Consider the following 17,001-nt stretch of genomic DNA (forward strand, 5'->3'; position numbering starts at 1 on the left):
TGTGCGCGTACAACGATGGACCCCGGAACAAGTCCGGGGTGACGGGTGGGGGTATAATGGGCCGCGCTCACGCCGCCGACTGGGGCGAGAACGCCCCGCGGTTGGTGCCGTCGTCGTGGCCCGACGCAGGCTCCGGTAGCTGGGTCGGGTCGGCGTCGACCTCGCCCCCGCCCTGCCCGCCGAGCGCGTTGTCGATCGCGGCCTCGATCTCCGCGATGCGGAAGGGCTGGCCCGACACCTTGGTCAGCGGGCGGGCATCGACGAGGAACTGGTCGCGCAGCACCGTCTTCAATTGGCCGGTGTTCATCTCCGGCACGATCACCTGGTCGTAGTTGCGGAGCAGCGCGCCGAGGTTGGCGGGCATCGGCCAGATGTGGCGGATGTGGATGTGCGCCACGTCCTGACCCTTGCGGCGGGCGCGGCGGACGGCCTGGTGGATGGGGCCGAAAGTCGAGCCCCAGCCGACGATGGCGAGGCGGCCCTTCTCCTCGCCCAGCTCCACCTTCTGGAGCGGCACGCGAACGCCCGACACCTTGTCGTGCCGGACGTCCGTCATCTCCTGGTGATTGGCGGGCGAATAGTCGATGTGGCCGGTGCCGTTCTTCTTCTCGATACCGCCGATGCGGTGGAGCAGACCGGGGGTGCCGGGCTTGGCCCAGGGACGGGCGAGCTTCTCGTCGCGCTGATAGGGCAGGAACTTGCCCTCGGGCGCGTTCGGCTCGGTCGCGAACTTCACGGGGAACGGTGCGAAGCCGCTCATGTCCGGCACGCGCCAGGGCTCGGCGGCGTTGGCGATGTAGCCGTCGGTGAGCAGCATGACGGGCGTCATATACTGGACCGCGATGCGGCACGCCTCGATCGCGACCTCGAAGCAGTCGGCGGCCGAGCGCGCGGCGAGCACGGGCATGGGCGCGTCGCCGTTGCGGCCGTACACGGCCTGGTAGAGGTCGGACTGCTCGGTCTTGGTGGGCAGGCCCGTCGAGGGCCCGCCGCGCTGCGAGTTGACGATGACGAGCGGCAACTCGGTCATGATCGCCAGGCCCATCGCCTCGCCCTTGAGCGCGATGCCGGGGCCGGACGACGAGGTGACGCCGAGCTGGCCCGCGTAGCTCGCGCCGATGGCGGAGCAGATGGCGGCGATCTCGTCTTCCGCCTGGAAGGTGGTGACCTGGTATTCCTTGAGGCGGGCGAGGTGATGCAGGATCGCCGACGCGGGCGTGATCGGGTAGCCGCCGAAGAACATGGGCAGCCCGGCGAGCTGCGCGCCCGCGACGAGACCCAAGCTGATCGCCTCCGCGCCGGTGACGGTGCGGTACAGGCCGGGCTCGGCGGGGGCGGCCGCGATATGGTGCTGCTTCAAGGGGCCGGCGAGCTCGGCGGTCTCGCCGTACGCGTGGCCGGCGTTGAGCGCGGCGATGTTGGCCTCTGCGAGCAGCGGCGCCTTCACGAACTTGGCCTTGAGCCAGTCGACGATGGGCTGACGATCGCGGTCGAACATCCAGAGCGCCAGGCCCAGCGTCCACATGTTCTTGCAGCGCAGCGCCTCCTTGTTCCCCAGCCCGAAGGGCTTTACGGCGTCGAGGGTCAGCTGCGAGATGTTGAAGGAGAGCAGCTGCCACTTGGCGAGACTACCATCGGTCAGCGGATTGCTCTCGTACTTGGCCTTGGCGAGGTTGCGCTCGGTGAACTCGCCCTCATCGGCGATGATGAGGCCGCCGGCCTTGAGCTGGTCGACATTCACCTTCAGGCCCGCGGGGTTCATCGCGATCAGCACGTCCGGCTGGTCGCCCGCGGTCTCGATGTCGTCGGAGCCGAAGTTGATCTGGAACGCCGACACGCCGAACAACGTGCCCTGCGGAGCGCGGATCTCGGCGGGAAAGTCCGGAAAGGTCGCGAGGTCGTTGCCCGCGAGCGCGGTCGAGAGCGTGAACTGGCCGCCGGTCAGCTGCATGCCGTCGCCGGAGTCGCCCGCGAAGCGGACGACGACGGACTCGAGCTTGGGATGCGCCGACGCCTCTTCGGGCGTCACTTCGTGGACGGCGGTGGCCATGGAAGATTCCTGTCAGATGATGGCGGCCATGTATGCCCCTCGCGGGGGTCGGCCAAGGTAGAACGGATTGGGGGTGAGGGAAACTGGCGTTTAGTCGCCGAACGCCTCTCCCAGCGTGAGGATCGCGTCGACGTGGCGCTTCGCCAGCGCGGGCTTGTCGGGGCCGTAGCCGCCGCCGACGGTACTCGCGAGGGGGATGGCGCGTGCGCGGGCGAGCTCGGCGACGAGCAACTCGCGGCGGCGCAGGCCATCCTCGGTCAGGGCGAGGCGGCCGAGCTGGTCGTCGGCGAACGGGTCGACGCCTGCCTGGTAGAGGATGAGCTGCGGGCGGTGCTCGTCGAGCATGGGCGCGAGCGTCTCCTCCAGCGTGCGGAGATACTCCTCGTCCTCGACGCCGTCGGCGAGCGGCACGTCGAGCGTCGACCGGGCTTTGCGGGCGGGGAAGTTCTTGGCGGCGTGGATAGAATACGTGGCTATGCCCTGCCGGCCGGCGGTGAGGGCGGCGGTGCCGTCACCCTGGTGGACATCGACGTCGACCACGAGGACGCGCTCGACCGTGCCTTCCTCTGTCAGGCGGACGGCGGCGAGCGCGAGGTCGTTGAACACGCAATAGCCCGCGCCCGTGTCATGGAGCGCGTGGTGGCTGCCGCCCGCGCTGTTTGCGGCGAACCCGTGCTCCAGCGCGAGCTTCGCGGCGAGCCAGGTACCGGCGGGGACGACCTGCGAGCGCCGGGAGACGATCTCGGTCACGGGAAAGCCGATGCGGCGCTCCTTCTCGCGCGGGACGGCGGCGGACAGGACCTCGGCGACGTAGCCGGGGTCGTGCACCTCCTCCAGCCAGCGGCGCGGCATCGGATCGGGCCGGTGCCACGCGATCGGCGCGCCGCTGTCGCGCAGCAGATCGCGGATCAGGCCGTTCTTGCTGGACTGCGCGCGGGCGCGGGGGTCGGGCGGGGCGACGTAATCGGGGTGATGGACGATGTGGATCACCGCCCCTAGTTAGGCCCGACCCGACGAAATCAGGAGAGGCGCATGACGGACACGGCGGTCGGCGGCGAGCAGAGGCCTTTCGTCCGGCCGGACGTGCGCCAGTTCTTGAATTACTTAAACGCCCTGCCTGGGCCCAAGACGCACGAGCTAGAACCGCCGGCGGCGCGCGCGGTGTACCGGGCGATGAAGGACGTGGCCGACCCGCCGCTCGGCGAGCTGGCGCTGACGCGCGACTTCACCATCCTGGGCCCGGCTGGCGGTGTTCCCGCGCGGCTGTTTGATGCACGCGAGACGCGGGAGCCGGGGCCGGTCGTGGTGTTCTTCCACGGCGGCGGATTCGTGATCGGCGACATCGACACGCACGCCAGCCTCTGCGCGGAGATGGCGCGGGTGCTGGGGCTGCCGGTCGTGTCGGTGGACTATCGGCTCGCGCCCGAGCATCGCTGGCCCGCGGCGCCCGATGATTGCGAGGCGGCGGCGCGCTGGGTGGCCGCCGGCCCGGCCGAGCTCGGGCGCAAGGTGACGAGCCTGGTGCTGTGCGGCGACTCGGCTGGCGGTACGCTGGCGATCGTGACGGCGATGGCGCTGCGGGATCAGCCCGCGGCGGCGCCGGTGATCGTGCAGGCGCCGATCTATCCCGCAGCCGATCCGTTGAGCGATCACCCGTCGTTCACTGACTTCTCGGAAGGCTATCTGCTGACGCGCGCGTCGATGGACTGGTTTGCGGACGCCTACGCGGCCGACCTCCAGCACATGCGCGGCAATCCGATGGCGGGGTCGCTGAAGGGTCTGCCGCCGGCGGTGGTGATCACCGCCAGCCTCGATCCCTTACGCGACCAGGGCCGCGCCTACGCCGCGGCGCTGATCCGCGAAGGCGTGCCGGTGACGTATCGCGAGGCGGTGGGGAACATCCACGGCTTCGTGACGCTGCGAAAGGCGATCCCGTCGAGCGCGGGGGACGTGGCGGGCTACCTGTCGGCGCTCAAGGCGGCGATCGTCGAGGCCGAGGGCGAGCGCGTCATGGCGCAGGCGGCCGCCGGGTGAGCACCGACCCGACCACCCTTCCCTACCGCCCCTGCGCGGGCGTGATGCTGATGAACGCGCAAGGTCAGGTGTTCGTCGGCCAGCGGGTCGATACCGTGCTGGAGGCATGGCAGATGCCCCAGGGCGGGATCGACCCCGGCGAGGACGCCGAGGAGGCCGCGCGGCGCGAGTTGGGCGAGGAGACGGGCATCGCCCCAGAGCATCTGGAGCTGGTCGCGCGGGGCGACCGCGAGCTGTTCTACGATATCCCGCCCGAGATGGTCGGCAAGGTCTGGAAGGGTAAGTGGCGCGGGCAGCGGCAATGGTGGTTCCTGTACCGCTTCACCGGCCGCGACAGCGACGTGCACATCGACACGCCGCACCCCGAGTTCCGCGCCTGGCGCTGGATCGACGCGGAGGAGCTGCCCGGGTTGGCGGTGCCGTTCAAGCGCGCGCTCTACGAGGACGTGCTCGGCATATTTCGGCCGTATTTGCGGGGCGGCTGACGGCCCGCTAAGGCCGCCCGCATGGAGGGGCTGACAAGGGCGGAGCGCGACGCGGTGGCGCGGCTAGGCGACGCGCCGATGCTGGACCATGTGCTCGCGTGGAGCGCGGTCAACAGCGGGACGGGCAACCTCGACGGATTGGCGACTATGGCGGGGCTGCTGACCGACGCCTTTTCGGCGCTGCCGGGCGAGCTGCAGCTGGTCGAGCCCGCGCCCGCAAGCCGTGTCGAGGCGGACGGGCGCGTCGTGCCGGTCGAGCATGGGCGGCACCTGCTACTGAGCATCCGGCCCCATGCCCCGGTACGCATGTTGTTCACCGGGCACATGGACACGGTCTATCCGGCCGACCACCCGTTCCAGCAGGTCACGACGCGCGACGACGGAACAGTCAACGGGCCGGGTACCGCGGATATGAAGGGCGGGCTGGCGGTTATGCTTACAGCGCTCCAGGCCGTCGAGGCGAGCCCGCTCGCCTCGCGGCTCGGATACGAGGTGCTGATCAACTCGGACGAGGAGACGGGGTCGCTGTCGTCCGCCTCGCTGATCGCCGAAGCCGCGCAGGGCAAGGTGGCCGCGCTGACCTATGAGCCCGCGCTCGCCGACGGCACGCTGGCGGGCGCGCGCGGGGGCACGGGCAACTTCTCGCTCGTCGTCGAGGGACGCGCGGCGCATGCCGGGCGCAATCCGGAGGAGGGCCGCAACGCGATCGTCGCGGCGGCGGACCTGGCGTTGAGGCTGGCGGCGGCGAAGGGGGACGGGCTGACCGTCAACCCGGCCCGCATCGACGGCGGCGGACCGAACAACGTCGTGCCGCCCCATGCGGTGCTGCGCGTGAACTTCCGGCCGGCCGACCACGACGCGATCGACCGCGCCCAGGCGGCGATCGACCGCGCCGTCCTGGAGGTCGCGCGCGAGCATGATGTGGCAATCCGCGCGCACGGCTCGTTCAATCGCCCGCCCAAGCCGGTGGACGCCGGAGCGGAAGCGCTGTTCGCGCTCGTCGGCGAGGCCGGGCGCGACTTGGGCTTGAATATCGGCCGCCGCGCGACGGGCGGGGTGTGCGACGGGAACAACATCGCCGCGGCGGGCGTGCCGGTAGTGGATACAATGGGGGTCAGGGGCGGTGCCATACATTCGGCGGACGAGTTCATGATCGTCGACAGCCTTCCAGAGCGCGCGGCGCTGTCGGCCGTGACGATCCTACGCATCGCCGAGCGGGGTCGGCCGTGAGCCACATCGTCCGCCCCGCCACGCCCGACGACCTCAAGCACCTCTACGAGATGGCGAAGCTGACGGGCGGCGGCTTCACCAACCTGCCGCCCGACCGCGACGCGCTCCAGGCCAAGCTCGACCGATCGGAAGCCGCCTTCTCGCGCGCCGAGGGGCCGGTCGAGGACGAGCTGTTCGTGCTCGTGCTTGAGAACCCCGACACCGGCGAGGTGCGCGGCACGTGCCAGGTGTTCACGCAAGTCGGCCAGAAGCACCCTTTCTACAGCTACCGCCTCGGCACGCTGACGCAGCACAGCCGCGAGCTGTCGCGGACGTTCCGCGCGGAGATGCTGACGCTGACCACCGACCTGGAGGGGTCGAGCGAGGTGGGCGGGCTGTTTCTTCATCCGCAGGAGCGCGCGGGCGGGCTGGGCATGTTGCTGGCGCGGAGCCGCTACCTGTTCATCCGCACCCACCGCGCGCGCTTCGCCGACCGCATCCTGGCGGAGCTGCGCGGCGTCATCGATGAGGCGGGCGGGTCGCCGTTCTGGGACGGGCTGGCGGGCCGCTTCTTCGGGATGAATTTCCAGGATGCGGACCAGTTCAACGCGATCCACGGGCACCAGTTCATCGCCGACCTGATGCCCAAGCACCCCATCTACACCGCCATGCTGCCCGAGACCGCGCGCGCCGCGATCGGCCTGCCGCACCCGAGCGGGCGGGCGGCGATGCGGATGCTGGAGCGCGAGGGGTTCCGTTACGAAAATTACGTCGACATCTTCGACGGCGGGCCGACCATGACCGCGCTGACCGACCAGGTGCGATCCATCCGCGACGCGCGCGAGCACCGGGTGGTGGCGATCGACCGCGACGGCGGCGAGGAGGCGCTGGTCGCGCGGGGGACGTTGCGCGACTTCCGCTGCACCTGCGGGCTGGTGCGCGAGGCGGGCGACGGGATCGTGCTGTCGCGCGACGCCGCCGCGGCGATCGGCGCGGAGGAGGACGGGGCCGTGTGGCACGTCGCCCGGTGGTAGGGGCCCGGTGGTGAGCATGCGCGAGATCAACTTCGACGGAATCGTTGGTCCCAGCCACAACTATGCGGGCTTGAGCCCCGGCAACCTCGCGGCGACGCGCAACGCGGGACACGTGTCGCACCCGCGCGCGGCGGCGCTGCAGGGGCTGGAGAAGATGCGCGCCAACCTGCGCCTCGGGCTGGCGCAGGGCGTGTTCCTGCCCCAGCCGCGCCCGGACCACGCCTGGCTCGATCGGCTGCACCAGCGCTACGATACCGCGTCACCGCACCTTAAGGCGCAGGCGCTCTCCGCCTCGCCCATGTGGGCGGCGAACGCGGCGACGGTCAGCCCGGCGGCCGATACGGCGGACGGCAAGTGCCACCTCACCGTCGCTAACCTCATGACCATGCCGCACCGTAGCCACGAGTGGCCGGACACGCTGCGGCAACTCCGGCTCGCCTTCGCGAGCGGGGCGTTCGCGGTGCACGGCCCCGTCCCCGCCCCTTTCGGCGACGAGGGTGCCGCCAACCACATGCGCTTCGCGGCCGAGCACGGGCGGGCGGGCGTCGAGGTGTTCGTCTACGGCGAGCGCGGCGGCCCCTTCCCCGCACGCCAGCACCGCGAGGCGTCGGAAGCGGTCGCGCGCGCGCACCGGCTTGACCCCGCCCGCACGCTGTTCGTCCAGCAGGCGGAGGTGGCGATCGCCGCGGGTGCGTTCCACAATGACGTGGTCGCGGTCGCGAACGAGCGCGTGCTGTTCGCCCACGAGCTCGCGTTCGAGCACCGCGACGCCTTCTACGCCGACCTCAGGCGGCTCATGCCCGAGGTCGAGATCGTCGAGGTGCCGGACGCGCGCGTCTCGCTCGCTGACGCGGTGTCGAGCTACCTGTTCAACGCCCAGCTCGCGACGCTGCCCGACGGCGGCATGGCGCTGATCCTGCCCGGCGAAGCGCGCGCGAACGAACGCGTCTGGACGTGGCTGCAGGAGCTGGTGGCGGGCAACGGGCCGATCCGCCGGCTGGAGGTGGTCGACGTGCGCGAGTCGATGGCGAACGGCGGCGGTCCCGCCTGCCTGCGCCTGCGCGTCGTCGCCGATCCCGCGACGGTCGACCCGCGTTTTCTGGTCGACGAGGCCAAGCTCGACCGGATCGCCGAGATCGTGACGGCGCACTGGCCCGAGGCGATCGAGCCGGGCGCGATCGGCGACCCGGCGCTGATCGCGCAGGTCGAGCAAGCCCGCGCCGAGCTGCTCCGCGCACTCGATCTTGTCGAGTTACTTGACAGTTAACCTCGCCCGTTAACGCGCGAACGGCGGAAATCCGGGGTTGGCGCGGGGGTTGCTTAACCTCTCGGCATGTTCCGTCGCGTCGCTCGCCTGTTTCAGATCAAGACCAAGTTCGAGGCGTTCCTCGTCATCTACGGCCTCGCTACCGGGGCGTGCGAGCGGGGGGTCGGGTATCTGGAGGAATTTCCGGGCGCGGGCGGCTGGGTGCTGTTCGCGGCCTGCCCGATCGCGGTGTTCATGGCGGGTGCGCGGATCCTGGACTCGATCGAGCGGGAGCGGGCGGAGCTGGGCTGACCTGCCCTCTCCCGCTTTCGCGGGAGAGGGACAGCTGCGAAGCAGCAGGGTGAGGGCCTGTTCTGACGTAACAGGGTGCCCTCACCCTGGCGCTAAAGCGCCTGTCCCTCTCCCGCCAAAGCGGGAGAGGGTTGGAGGAGGGGCGGTCGCGGCGTAGTTGCCCGGTATGACCGACGCCGAACTCGCCCGTTCCATCGCCGAGGAGGCCGGCCGTCTGCTCCTGGACCTGCGGCGGACGGGCGGGCTCGCGGGCAAGGCGCTGGGTGACGAGGGCGACGCCCGGGCCAACGCGCTGATCCTGCGCCGGCTCGCCGCGGCGCGGCGCGACGACGCGGTGCTGTCGGAGGAGAGCCACGACGACCAGGCCCGTTGCGCCTGCCCGCGCGTGTGGATCGTCGATCCGCTGGACGGCACGCGCGAGTATGCCGAGGGGCGTGACGACTGGGCGGTGCACGTCGCCTTATCGGTGGATCGGCACGCGGCGGCGGGTGCGGTGGCGCTGCCTGCGACGGATACGACGCTCGTCAGCGGCGAGCCGCGCGTGCCGCACGCCCTCCCCGCCCGGCCGCGCATGGTGGTCAGCCGTTCGCGCCCGCCGGCGCTCGCGACGCGGGTGGCGGAGGCGATCGGGGCGGAGCTGATCCCGATGGGCTCGGCGGGCGCCAAGGCGATGGCGGTCGTGCGCGGCGAGGCGGACCTGTACCTGCATGCGGGCGGGCAGCATGAATGGGATAACTGCGCGCCGGTCGCGGTGGCGCGGGCGCATGGCCTGCACGCGAGCCGGGTGGATGGGGCGGAGCTGGTGTACAACTGCCCGGACCCGCGCTTGCCGGATCTGCTGATCTGCCATCCCGAACTGGCGGAGCGGGTGATCGGGTTGGTGCGGAGTTTATCTTAATCCTCCCCCAGCTTGCTGGGGGAGGGGGACCAGCGAAGCTGGTGGAGGGGCTGGGCGCGTACTGGCGGCGGTCCGCGCCCAGCCCCTCCACCACGCCAGCAAGCTGGCGCGGTCCCCCTCCCCGAGACAAGCTCGGGGAGGATTTTGGGTCAGATGGGCAGCTTCTCGCTCAGATACGGGTCGACCGGCGGCGTCTCCGGCACTTGCAGCCTCGGCCCCTCCCGCGCCGCCATCTTCCTGAGCCATTCCGGCCCGCCCGGCCGCTCGCGAATGGAGCGGTCGGTTCGCGTCTGCACCAGCCCATAGATCGGGTTGTCGCGATAGCCCGGCGCGGCGTCGCCCCAGGCCCAGGCGAGGTTGCCGTAGGTCGACGGGTCGCGCCCGTCCAAGCTCAGCCGGTCGTTAAGGTAGCACGCGGTCGCCCAGCCGGTCTGCGGGTCGGGCGTCATCGCGATGATGCGCTTGGCCCAGTACATGCGCAGGTTGTTGTGCATCCAGCCGTCGATCAGATACTGCTTCTGGCACGCGTTCCACGTCTCGTCGCGCGTCTCGCCGTGAACGAGCGCGTCCAATGTCTCGAGCTCGGGCCGTGGGTCGTCGGCGTGCTTCTCCAACTGTCCTTTCGCCCAGTTCGGCACACGTGCGTAGCTCTCCGGCACGCGCATGGTGCGCGCGCGGTAGTGGAACCACTCGCGCCAGGTCAGTAGCTCGTCGGCGAACTTTTGCTGCTGGTCCTCGGCCACGTCGGCGGCCTTGATCGCGGCCATGATCTCGCGCGGGCCGACCACGCCGAAATGGAGATAGGGCGAGAGCGTGCTCGACCCCTCCGGCCTGGACGCGTTGTTGCGCGCCTCCGCATAGGCCGGCAGCACCTCCTCGGTCAGGCGACGCAGGCGGATCAGCACCTCGTCGCGCGAGCCCGGCAGCATGGCGCTGGGGTAAAGCGCATGGTCGATGTCGAGCGAGGCGATCAGCGCGTCGAGCTCCGCGTCGGACGCGCCGCCCAGCCGGTCGGGCTCGTAGGCCAGCGGGCCGTCATAGGGCGCGACCGTCGGCTCTTCGTCGCGCCAGAGGTACCAGGCCTCGCGCGCCTTTTCGTGGCGGCGGCGGAAGGCGGAGGTGGTGCCGACGCCCTGGTCGAGCGCGGCGGGCGGCACGAGGCAGGCGGCGTTGACGGCGACGACGCCCGTTCCGCTCTTCGCCGCGACGCGCTCCGCCTGCCATTGCGCGACGAAGGCAGGCTGGTCCTCCAACACGACGGCCGCCGCGTCGGCGGCGAGGCGGTAGACGAGGCCCTTCTCCCGCTTCGCCGCGCGATCGACATATTGGACGCAGGCGAGGCCGCGCCGCTCGCAGCCGATTGCCAGGTCGCGGCTCGCGCCCAGGATGAAGCGGTGCAGCCGGTCGGAGGCGAAGGGATAGTCCTCGCGCAGGCCGTGATAGACGAGCACCGGCAGGCCGAGCGCGTTGCCGAGCAGGACGGCCACGTCGATGACCGGATTGTCGCGCGCGCGCAGCGCCTGCTGCAGCCAGCACAGGACGTACCAGCCTTCACGGCGGAACGGCGCTTGGTTGAGGCGCCGCACGCGCGGCGCGTCCGTCCATTCCGTCAGCGTCGGGGGTAGATCGTCCATGCCCTTGCGCCCCTCTCCGTTCGGCTTTCCCCGGTCGAACGATGCTCGGGCGGCGAGGTTCAACCGCGCCCTGAGCAGGAGATAGTATCACCTATGATGAAAATTTTCACAATCAGTGATCGAATGCGCATCCTTTTGGCCGGTTCGTACGTATCTACATTGGATCGCAGCTAAGTGCATGCGATCGCATGAGAAAAGGGTCGCGCATATTGACGTATGTCGTTCGTCCGTCGTTCACTTCCGGGCCGGTTCGGCTCGAACGGCGCTGCGCGACTTGCTGAATCAGCCACGAACGCGGGTGTCGAGCTCGTGGGCGCGTCCGCGCGCGTGGCGGTCGAACTAAGCCAAGATAGAGGGAGAGTTCCAAGATGTGCATGTCCTGCGCAATGAGGGAGTTCAGGTCGTATAACCAGCCGGGCGCCTCCGGCGACGCGAACGTCCATTACGGCGCCGCGGGCGCGGGTGGGACGGCGTTCCAGATCGGCGTTACCCCGTCCGCCGGCGTGATCGGCGTCGGCACGACCGATGACGTCGCCAACGACCGTACCACCACCGCGACGCTCGCGGTCGGCGGCGAGCGGATCTCCACGCTGGAGACGCTGGGCGACAAGGACTTCTTCAAGGTCCAGCTCGAGGCGGGCCGCAGCTACGAGATCGGCATGTTCGGCCAGGTCGCCGGACCCAACGGCATTCCGTTGGTCGACTCGTACATCGAGGTGTACGACGCGGCGGGCAACAAGATCGGCGAGGCCGACGGCGGCGCCAGCACGCAGATCAACACCGTCAATTCCGGCTTCGACGCGATCCTGCAGCTCACCGCGGCCAGCTCGGGCACTTACTACATCGCCGCGCGCGCCTTCGACAACGCGGCGCAGGACGGCAGCAACGACGGCGACCTGGTCGGCGATTACCGCTTGACGCTTGACGACACGACGGGCCAGCCGGTCTACAAGCCCTATTACGACCCGACCACCAGCCCGCTCCACGCGCTCGACTGGGGCAGCCAGGTCAACAAGGTGCACCAGAGCGTGCGCAACCCCGACGGCGCCGAGGGTCCGCGCCCGACCGGCAACGCGGCGGGTACGCCGACCGTCAACCCCGACGCGCCCGACGGCGCCCAGACGTTCAACATCACCGGCAAGAACGTCATCACCGTCTACTTCGCCAAGCTGGGCGAAGTGTACGTCGACAGCGATCCCACCTCGGTCGGCACCACCGACACGATCGTCGCCAAGGGTCTGGAGCAGTTCGAGAAGGACGCGTTCGAAGCCGCGTTCGCTTCGATCGAGAAGGTCGCCGACATCGACTTCCGCGTGGTCGACGGCGTGTACGACCCGCTCGCGCAGGATGCGGCCGCGGACTTCGTGTTCGTGACCTATACCGGCACGCCGCGCACCGGCCTGCTCGGCCGCATGAGCCCGCCCGACGAGGACAATGAGGGCCAGGCCGAGTTCAACGCGCTCGGGCCGGGCTGGGACGCCCAGAACCTGGTGCCGGGCGGCTTCAGCTACGTCACGCTGATCCACGAGATGGGCCACGGCCTCGGCATGGCGCACCCGCACGACAATGGCGGCCGTTCGTCGATCATGCGCGGCGTCGTCGCGGAGGGCACGGCGTTCGACTACACGACCGGCGACTTCAACCTGAACCAGGGCGTCTTCACCATGATGTCCTACGAGGACGGCTGGGTCGAATCGCCCTACGGCAACGCGTCCACCTCCGCGGGCTACGGGTACAACAAGGGCCCGATGGCGTTCGACATCGCCGTGCTGCAGGACAAGTACGGCGTGAACGAGGAGACGGCGCGCGGCAACGACACCTACCGGCTCGCCGACGCCAACCAGCGCGGGACCGGGTTCGAGTCGATCTGGGACGCCGCGGGCGTCGACCAGATCGTCTATGACGGCCTGAAGGACGCCAGCATCGACCTGCGCGCGGCGACGCTCAAGTACGAGGTCGGCGGCGGCGGGCGCGTTTCGTACGTCGAGGGCATCTTCGGCGGCTTCACCGTCGCCAACGGCGTCACGATCGAGAACGCCAGCTCGGGCGCCGGCGCCGACCGGATCGTCGGCAACGCGGCCAACAACAACCTGTCGGGCAATGCGGGTTCGGACCTGCTGATCGGCGGGGCGGGGGTCGACACGCTGCTCGGCGGGATTGGCAACGACTGGCTGGAGGGCGGCGCTGGCGCCGACACGCTGACCGGCGGGACCGGATCCGACGTGTTCTTCTTCGACAAGGACCTCGCGGCGGGCCGGGACCGGATCAGCGACTTCGCGGCCGACGATTTCATCGTCACCACCGTCGCCTTCCGCGACGGCAACCGCGACAACATCATCACCGCCAACACGAACAAGGTGTTCGACTTCACCCAGGGCGGCAGCGTCGCCGTGGTGGCGAACGGCAAGGCGGTTACGTCGCTCCGCTACGACGGGACCTACACCGAGGACGGCGTGCAGTACTTCGTGTACAGCCTGGGCGGCGGCAACTCGCTGGCCGACTTCACGTCGCGGCCGGGTCAGTACGACTTCCTGTGATCGACGGGCACGTCGCGGGCGCGTCCCGCGACGTACCTCGGCGTCGAGGGCCGGCCGGTTGGTCGGCCCTTTTCTTTTGGCGCGAGCGGCGGGCGCGCACGACTACGCCGGCGGGCTGAGCGGGAAGCGGCGATGTAGGGAAAGTGGCGCGCCCGGAACGATTCGAACGTCCGACCCTCAGATTCGTAGTCTGATGCTCTATCCAGCTGAGCTACGGGCGCGCATTGGAGGGCGGCTGTTAGAACGGCCCGCGCGGGGTTGCAAGCCTGTTGTGCGGATTTCCTCCCGTCCATAGACGGGCGTCATGCTCCGCGCCCTGCCCTTCGCCGTCCTCGCACTCCTCCCGGCCTGCGCGCGCGACGACGCCGCCTACCCCTCCCTAGCCCCGCGCCCCGTCGAACGCCTCGGCTTCGAGGAGCCGGAGCCGCCCGCGTCGCAGCCGGTGGAGCCCGACCCGCAGCTCGACGTGGAGATCGCCGCCGCGACCGCGCGGCTCGACAAGGCGCAAGCCGACTTCGACGCCGCGGCGCGCGGGGCCGACGCCGCCGCCCGGCGCGCGCGCGGCGCGGCGGCCGGCGACGAGCGCTGGATCGACGCGCAAACGGCGCTGGCGGGCCTGGACGTGCTGCGCGTCGAGACGTCGGACGTGCTCACCGACCTGGAGCAGCTCGCGATCGACCGCGCGGTGGCGCTGGCGCCCGCCTACCCCGCTTTGGAGACGGCCCGCACGCGCGCGCGGACGGAGCTCGGCGAGCAGGACGCGACGATCCGGCGCATCGGCGCCGCGCTCGCGCCCGCCTGAGCGGGTCAGTTCAGCGCGTTCATGACCGGCAGGATGGACGAGTAGTCGTCCGTCCAGGGCCGGAAGCCCCGCCGCTTCTCCAGCGGCCGCCAGCCTTCCTGGCGGATCGTGGTCGCGACCAGGATGTCGGGGTTGCGGCTCAGCGCCACCCAGGACGAGGCCGAACCCGCCGGCTCCAGCGACGAGGGCGAGTGCTCGTACACCGCCGCGTTCCACCCGCCGAGCCGCGCCGCCTCCGCCACGACCGGCTCCAGGTTGAGGAAGCGGTTGGAGATGTGCACCAGGAGCAGCCCGCGTGGGCTCAGCACGCGGCCATAGGTCGCGAACGCCTCGCGCGTCAGCAGGTGCGCGGGCACCGCGTCCGAGGAGAAGGCGTCCAGCGCGAGCAGATCGAGGCTCCCCGGCGCCTCGGCCGCGAGGCTCAGCCGCGCGTCGCCCAAGCGGATGCGCCCGTCGGGCAGGCAGCGCCTGAGGTAGGTGAACTGGCCCGAGTCGCGCGCGATGCCGACCACGGTCGGGTCGATCTCGTAGAAGCGCCAGCGCTGGCCCGGCTGCGCGTAGCAGGCGAGCGTGCCCGTCCCCAGCCCCACCACGCCGATCCTGGCGTTCGGCCCGTACAGGAGGGGGGCGATCGCCATCGCCTGGCCCACGCCCGAGCCGCGTGCGTAATAGGTGGTGGGCGTCCGCTCGCGCTCAGCGGAGCCGGTGAGCTGGAGGCCGTGCACCGTCGTGCCGTGGTCGAGCTCGCGCGAGCTCGGGCGGTCTCGCACCGTGTAGACGCCGAAGTAGCTGCGCGTGCGCGCGTCGCCCTCCAGCGACAGCTGCAACGCGTCGAGCCCACCGAACAGCAGCAACGACGCCGCGAGCAGGCCGGTGAAGGCCGGCCGCGCGCCGATCACGAACAGGCTGGCGAGCGCGACCACGATGAACAGCGGCCCGGGATTGTCCTCGCCGAAATAGCGCTCCGGCCCGTAGAGGCGCCCGACGAACATCAGCGCGATCACGGCGAGCACGACGGTGAAAGCGAGCGCGCGATGCCGTACCCAAGCACGCTTTACCGTTTCCGTAAGGTAGAGCTGAGGCACGAGCAGGCCCGCCGCGAGCACGAGCAGCGGATACTCGTAGGTCCAGTCGAACAGCACGGGCGCGATCAGCGCCGCGAACACGCCGCCCAGCGCGCCGCCGATCGACATGGCGAGGTAGAAGCCCGTCAGCCGGTCGGGCGCAGGCCGCTCGTCGTACATGGTCGTGTGCAGCGCGACCGCGACCATGAACAGCAGCAGGAGCGATACGCCCGCGCTGAGATACGGCATGGCGTTGTAGCCGCCCACCATCACGCCTCCGAACAGCAGGATGCTGAGCGGCGCGACGCGGGTCAGGATTTCAGCCAGATCGCGGCGGGTGGCGAAGGCGACGGTGAAGCTGAGCAGGTACAATCCCAGCGGCACCACCCAGAGCAGCGGGCCGGCGACGATGTCGGTCGTGATGTATGTCGACGTGGCCAGCATCAGCCCCGACGGCACGGCGGCGAGCGCGATCCAGCGCAGCACGGTACGCACGCGCGGCGCGGGACTGGTCGGATGGTGATCTTCTGCCTTGGCGTGTCGCGGCAGGAGGGCCGCGCAGGCGAGAACGAACAGCGCCAGGAGCGAGTAGCCCGCGCTCCAGAGCCAGCTCTGCTCCGCGACCGAGAGCCGCGGCTCGACGAGCAACGGATAGGCGATCAGCCCGCCGAAGCTGCCCAGGTTGGACGCGGCGTAGAGCGCGTAAGGGTCCGCCCCGCCGCTCGCGGTGGAGTACCATCGCTGGATCAACGGCGCCTGCGCGGAGACGGCGAAGAAGAGCGGCCCGATCGACAGGCCCAGGAGCCACGGCACCCACAGCGCCGGCTGCGCGCCGGGCGGCAGCTGCATGCCCGACAAACCGATCGGCAGCAGCGCCGCGCCCGCCACGACGAGCAGCAGCACGTGCACCGCTCCTTGCGTCGCGGGCCTGAGCCGCCCGATCGCATGGGCGTAGGCGTAGCCGCCGAGCAGCAGCGCCTGATAGACGAGCATCGCCGAGTTCCACACCGCCGGCGCGCCGCCGAGCCGGGGCAGCGCCATGCGCGCGATCATGGGCTGGACGAGGAAGAGCAGGAACGAGCCGAGCAGGACGGTCGCGACGAACAGCGCGCGGCGAGGCGCCGGGGCGACGATGGGATCGGTCAAGCGGGCCTCGCGATCGTGTGAACCAGGTGGCGGCGTAGCGGATGGCCGGCCTCGAAGCGGGGATGGTCGAAATCGAGCTCGGGTCGGTGCACCATGCCCAAGCGGGCCATCAGCGTCCAGGACGCCACGTTCGCCGGCACGGTCCAGGCCGCCACGCGCGGCGCCTGGGTATGCCGCCACGCCCAGTCCAGGCACGCTTCGGCCGCCTCGCGCGCATAGCCCTGCTTCCAGGCAGGCCGGGCGAGACGCCAGCCGATCTCCAGCTCGCGCTCGACCGGCGTTCCGGGATGACCGCCCACCCGCAGGCCGCAGAAACCCAGGAACGCGCCGTCGCCCCGGCGCTCCAACGCCCAGAAGCAATGGCCCTGTTCGGCCTGAACGGCGCGCTGCCTAGCGATGACGTCGGCGGCGTGTGCGCGATCGACGACTCCGTCGAGGTGACGCATGACCTCCGGGTCGGCGCTCATCGCGGCGAACGGGTCGAGGTCCTCATCGCGCCAGGGGCGGATCAGGAGGCGTTCCGTCCTAATCACCGCGTCCGTCATGCCGG

14 protein-coding genes and 1 tRNA gene are annotated in these 17,001 nt (G+C 70.5%); 9 read left to right on the forward strand and 6 right to left on the reverse strand.

The window, feature by feature from the left end:
• Positions 1–67 precede the first annotated feature (67 nt).
• Complete coding sequence (locus CKY28_RS03615; protein ID WP_095996999.1) at positions 68–2,050, reverse strand: 2-oxoacid:acceptor oxidoreductase subunit alpha; 1,983 nt, start codon at positions 2,048–2,050, stop codon at positions 68–70.
• Between the two features lie 90 nt (positions 2,051–2,140).
• Positions 2,141–3,040: a histone deacetylase family protein gene (locus CKY28_RS03620; protein WP_095997000.1), complete on the reverse strand. Its 900-nt coding sequence runs from the start codon at positions 3,038–3,040 to the stop codon at positions 2,141–2,143.
• Positions 3,041–3,082: 42 nt separating this feature from the next.
• Here CKY28_RS03620 and CKY28_RS03625 point away from each other — a divergent pair, with 42 nt between their 5' ends.
• From CKY28_RS03625 to CKY28_RS03655, 7 genes are all read left to right on the forward strand, one after another.
• A complete protein-coding gene (locus tag CKY28_RS03625) occupies positions 3,083–4,084 on the forward strand; it encodes an alpha/beta hydrolase (RefSeq protein ID WP_095997001.1) in 1,002 nt (333 codons plus the stop codon).
• Positions 4,081–4,569 (forward strand): RNA pyrophosphohydrolase, encoded by a 489-nt coding sequence (locus tag CKY28_RS03630; protein ID WP_281253202.1) that lies wholly within the window; start codon positions 4,081–4,083, stop codon positions 4,567–4,569. Before CKY28_RS03625 ends, CKY28_RS03630 begins: the two co-directional genes overlap by 4 nt.
• 21 nt (positions 4,570–4,590) lie before the next feature.
• A complete protein-coding gene (locus CKY28_RS03635; RefSeq protein ID WP_176472944.1) occupies positions 4,591–5,799 on the forward strand; it encodes a hydrolase in 1,209 nt (402 codons plus the stop codon).
• Positions 5,796–6,812 (forward strand): arginine N-succinyltransferase, encoded by a 1,017-nt coding sequence (locus CKY28_RS03640; RefSeq protein ID WP_095997002.1) that lies wholly within the window; start codon positions 5,796–5,798, stop codon positions 6,810–6,812. The genes CKY28_RS03635 and CKY28_RS03640 overlap by 4 nt, the downstream gene beginning before the upstream one ends.
• 10 nt (positions 6,813–6,822) lie before the next feature.
• Positions 6,823–8,079, forward strand: a complete 1,257-nt coding sequence (locus CKY28_RS03645; RefSeq protein WP_095997609.1) for an N-succinylarginine dihydrolase — start codon at positions 6,823–6,825, stop codon at positions 8,077–8,079.
• Positions 8,080–8,145: 66 nt separating this feature from the next.
• A complete protein-coding gene (locus CKY28_RS03650) occupies positions 8,146–8,370 on the forward strand; it encodes a hypothetical protein (RefSeq protein WP_095997003.1) in 225 nt (74 codons plus the stop codon).
• 166 nt (positions 8,371–8,536) lie between these two features.
• Positions 8,537–9,268, forward strand: coding sequence for a 3'(2'),5'-bisphosphate nucleotidase CysQ (locus CKY28_RS03655; protein ID WP_095997004.1), 732 nt, complete (start codon positions 8,537–8,539; stop codon positions 9,266–9,268).
• 149 nt (positions 9,269–9,417) lie between these two features.
• Here the strand turns inward: CKY28_RS03655 and CKY28_RS03660 are convergent, their stop codons facing one another.
• Positions 9,418–10,902 (reverse strand): deoxyribodipyrimidine photo-lyase, encoded by a 1,485-nt coding sequence (locus CKY28_RS03660; RefSeq protein ID WP_095997005.1) that lies wholly within the window; start codon positions 10,900–10,902, stop codon positions 9,418–9,420.
• 386 nt (positions 10,903–11,288) lie between these two features.
• Between CKY28_RS03660 and CKY28_RS03665 the strand changes: the two genes are divergently transcribed.
• Positions 11,289–13,439 (forward strand): M10 family metallopeptidase, encoded by a 2,151-nt coding sequence (locus CKY28_RS03665; protein ID WP_095997006.1) that lies wholly within the window; start codon positions 11,289–11,291, stop codon positions 13,437–13,439.
• A gap of 144 nt (positions 13,440–13,583) precedes the next feature.
• Here the strand turns inward: CKY28_RS03665 and CKY28_RS03670 are convergent.
• Positions 13,584–13,660: transfer RNA gene (locus CKY28_RS03670), tRNA-Arg, on the reverse strand.
• A gap of 83 nt (positions 13,661–13,743) precedes the next feature.
• Here CKY28_RS03670 and CKY28_RS03675 point away from each other — a divergent pair.
• Positions 13,744–14,241: a hypothetical protein gene (locus CKY28_RS03675; RefSeq protein ID WP_095997007.1), complete on the forward strand. Its 498-nt coding sequence runs from the start codon at positions 13,744–13,746 to the stop codon at positions 14,239–14,241.
• Positions 14,242–14,246: 5 nt separating this feature from the next.
• On the opposite strand, the gene CKY28_RS03680 is transcribed toward CKY28_RS03675, so the two are convergent.
• A complete protein-coding gene (locus CKY28_RS03680; RefSeq protein ID WP_095997008.1) occupies positions 14,247–16,451 on the reverse strand; it encodes a spermidine synthase in 2,205 nt (734 codons plus the stop codon).
• The gene (locus CKY28_RS03685; RefSeq protein ID WP_245841575.1) at positions 16,448–16,996 is read right to left on the reverse strand and encodes a GNAT family N-acetyltransferase; all 549 of its coding nucleotides are present in this window, start codon (positions 16,994–16,996) and stop codon (positions 16,448–16,450) included. Before CKY28_RS03685 ends, CKY28_RS03680 begins: the two co-directional genes overlap by 4 nt.
• Between the last annotated feature and the right edge of the window lie 5 nt (positions 16,997–17,001).

The sequence above is a fragment of the Sphingomonas lenta genome (genome assembly GCF_002288825.1).
In the GTDB taxonomy this organism is placed as follows: domain Bacteria; phylum Pseudomonadota; class Alphaproteobacteria; order Sphingomonadales; family Sphingomonadaceae; genus Sphingomonas; species Sphingomonas lenta.

Bases quoted from the DNA above. Each gene is read 5' to 3' on its own strand.
- CKY28_RS03615 (WP_095996999.1), bottom strand. From the start codon at position 2,050: ATGGCCACCGCCGTCCACGAAGTGACGCCCGAAGAGGCGTCGGCGCAT.
- CKY28_RS03685 (WP_245841575.1), bottom strand. From the start codon at position 16,996: ATGACGGACGCGGTGATTAGGACGGAACGCCTCCTGATCCGCCCCTGG.
- CKY28_RS03650 (WP_095997003.1), top strand. From the start codon at position 8,146: ATGTTCCGTCGCGTCGCTCGCCTGTTTCAGATCAAGACCAAGTTCGAG.
- CKY28_RS03660 (WP_095997005.1), bottom strand. From the start codon at position 10,902: ATGGACGATCTACCCCCGACGCTGACGGAATGGACGGACGCGCCGCGC.
- CKY28_RS03665 (WP_095997006.1), top strand. From the start codon at position 11,289: ATGAGGGAGTTCAGGTCGTATAACCAGCCGGGCGCCTCCGGCGACGCG.
- CKY28_RS03635 (WP_176472944.1), top strand. From the start codon at position 4,591: ATGGAGGGGCTGACAAGGGCGGAGCGCGACGCGGTGGCGCGGCTAGGC.
- CKY28_RS03625 (WP_095997001.1), top strand. From the start codon at position 3,083: ATGACGGACACGGCGGTCGGCGGCGAGCAGAGGCCTTTCGTCCGGCCG.
- CKY28_RS03655 (WP_095997004.1), top strand. From the start codon at position 8,537: ATGACCGACGCCGAACTCGCCCGTTCCATCGCCGAGGAGGCCGGCCGT.
- CKY28_RS03675 (WP_095997007.1), top strand. From the start codon at position 13,744: ATGCTCCGCGCCCTGCCCTTCGCCGTCCTCGCACTCCTCCCGGCCTGC.